Consider the following 1,999-nt stretch of genomic DNA (forward strand, 5'->3'; position numbering starts at 1 on the left):
GATCCGGACGGCGCGGAGCGGGCGATGCGGGCCATCATCGACGAGTCCGTGCGTGCGATGGCCGACGAGGCGCGCGGCTGACGCTCGCCGGTCGCCGTACGGGCGTCAGCTGGTCTGCAGCAGCTCGCGGTGGCGGGTGCCCGAGCCCGCGACGTCGACGGCGGGGAACTCCTCGCCGTCCTCGGCGCGACGGAGCCGCAGCTCCATGTTGGCCGTGCCGGCGAACTCCTCGAGGATCACCTCGTCGGTCTTCGAGCCCGACTCGACCAGCGCGGTCGCCAGGATCGTCAGCGATCCGCCGTTCTCGATGTTGCGCGCGGCGCCGAAGAACTTCTTGGGCGGGTAGAGCGCCGCGGCATCGACGCCACCGGCGAGCAGGCGGCCCGACGGCGGGAGCGCCAGGTTGTACGCCCGGCTGAGGCGGGTGATGCCGTCGACGAGGACGACGACGTCGTGGCCCAGCTCGACGAGACGCTTGGCGCGCTCGATGGCGAGCTCGGCGACGATCGTGTGGTCGGCGGCCGGTCGGTCGAACGTGCTCGGGATGACCTCGCCCTTGACGCTCCGCTGGAAGTCGGTGACCTCCTCCGGCCGCTCGTCCACCAGCACGACCATGAGGTGGCACTCGGGGTTGTTGGCACTGATCGAGGCAGCGAGCGTCTGTAGCACCGTCGTCTTGCCGCCCTTGGGCGGACTGACGATGAGGCCACGCTGGCCCTTGCCGATGGGAGCCGCACCGTCGATCGCGCGGCCGAGCGCGTTGTCGCGGTCGGTAGCCAGGCGCAGCTGCTCGGACGGGTGCAGCGGCGTCAGCTTCTCGAAGACCACCCGGTCCTTGGCGGTCTCCGGGTCGACGCCGTTGACGGAGTCGATGCGGACCATCGGGTTGAACTTCTCCTTGCGCTCGCCCTCGCGGGGCTGGCGCACCTGCCCGACGATCGCGTCGCCACGGCGCAGGCCGAGCTTGCGGACCAGGCTGAGGCTCACGTAGACGTCCTCGGCACCGGGGAGGTAGCCGCTCGTGCGGACGAAGGCGTAGTTGTCGAGCACGTCGAGAATGCCCGCGGCCGGCACGAGGACGTCGTCCTCGAGGATCGTGGTGTCGGGCTCGTTGCGGCCCCGCGCGCTGCGGTCGCGCTCACGGCCGCGGCGGCGGCGGTTGCCGCCCTCGCCGTCGTCGCCCTGCTGCGCCTGCTGCTGGCCCTGGTTGCCCTGGTTGCCCTGGTTGCCCTGGTTCTGCTGGCCCTGCTGATTGCCCTGGCGCTGCTGGTTGCCCTGCTGACGCTGGTTCTGCTGACGGCCCTGCTGGGCTCCGTCGTCCTGCTTCTCGCCCTGCTGGTCGCCCTGACCGTCCGCGGCGGGCTGGTCGGCGTTCGCGTCGTCGGCATTGCGGTTGCGGTTGCGGTTGCGGCGGGCTCGGCCCGGGCCCTGCTCCTGCTGCTGGTCGCCGTCCTGCTTGGCATCCTGCTTGGCGTCCTGCTTGCCCGGCTCCTGCGCGTCCTGCTCCTGACGGGGAGACTCACGCTGCGGGTCGGCGGCTGGGTTCGCGTCAGCCTGCGCGGCGGCGGCCTTCGGAGCGCGCTTTCGCGGGCTGTCGCCCTGCGCCGCCTTGCCCTGCGCTGCCTTGCCCTGCGCTGCCTCGCCCTTCGGCGCGTCACCCTTCGGCGTACCGGCGCCCTGGATGGCGGCGACGAGGTCGGCCTTCTTCATCGAGTTGGCGCCGGAGATGCCGAGGGCGCTGGCCATCGCCTTGAGGTCGGCGATCAGCATGCCGTTGAGGCCAGCGGGCTTCTTCCGGGCCGGCTTGGCGTCGGGTGCTTCAGTCACGTGAGGTCCTTCCCACACGTCGGGCGCCGCGCTCAGAGACGGCGTCGTGAGGTGATTCCCCCACAGGCAGGCGCCGGTCGGTGCCGTCGAGCGGAGGAGAGGATGCCCTCGGCCTCGACGGCCGGCGGGCGGGCGCCCCGCGGGATCCGGGGACGCCTCGACACAGTAACAC

Annotated in this window: 1 protein-coding gene; it reads right to left on the reverse strand. The window is 72.0% G+C overall.

Features of this window, described 5'->3' with window-relative positions; translation table 11 throughout:
• Window positions 1–105: 105 nt before the first annotated feature.
• Window positions 106–1,827 (reverse strand): transcription termination factor Rho, encoded by a 1,722-nt coding sequence (rho, locus tag VLF38_RS02025; RefSeq protein WP_325269622.1) that lies wholly within the window; start codon window positions 1,825–1,827, stop codon window positions 106–108.
• Window positions 1,828–1,999 lie beyond the last annotated feature (172 nt).

The sequence above is a fragment of the Nocardioides sp. genome (assembly GCF_035481145.1).
Classification (GTDB): domain Bacteria; phylum Actinomycetota; class Actinomycetes; order Propionibacteriales; family Nocardioidaceae; genus Nocardioides.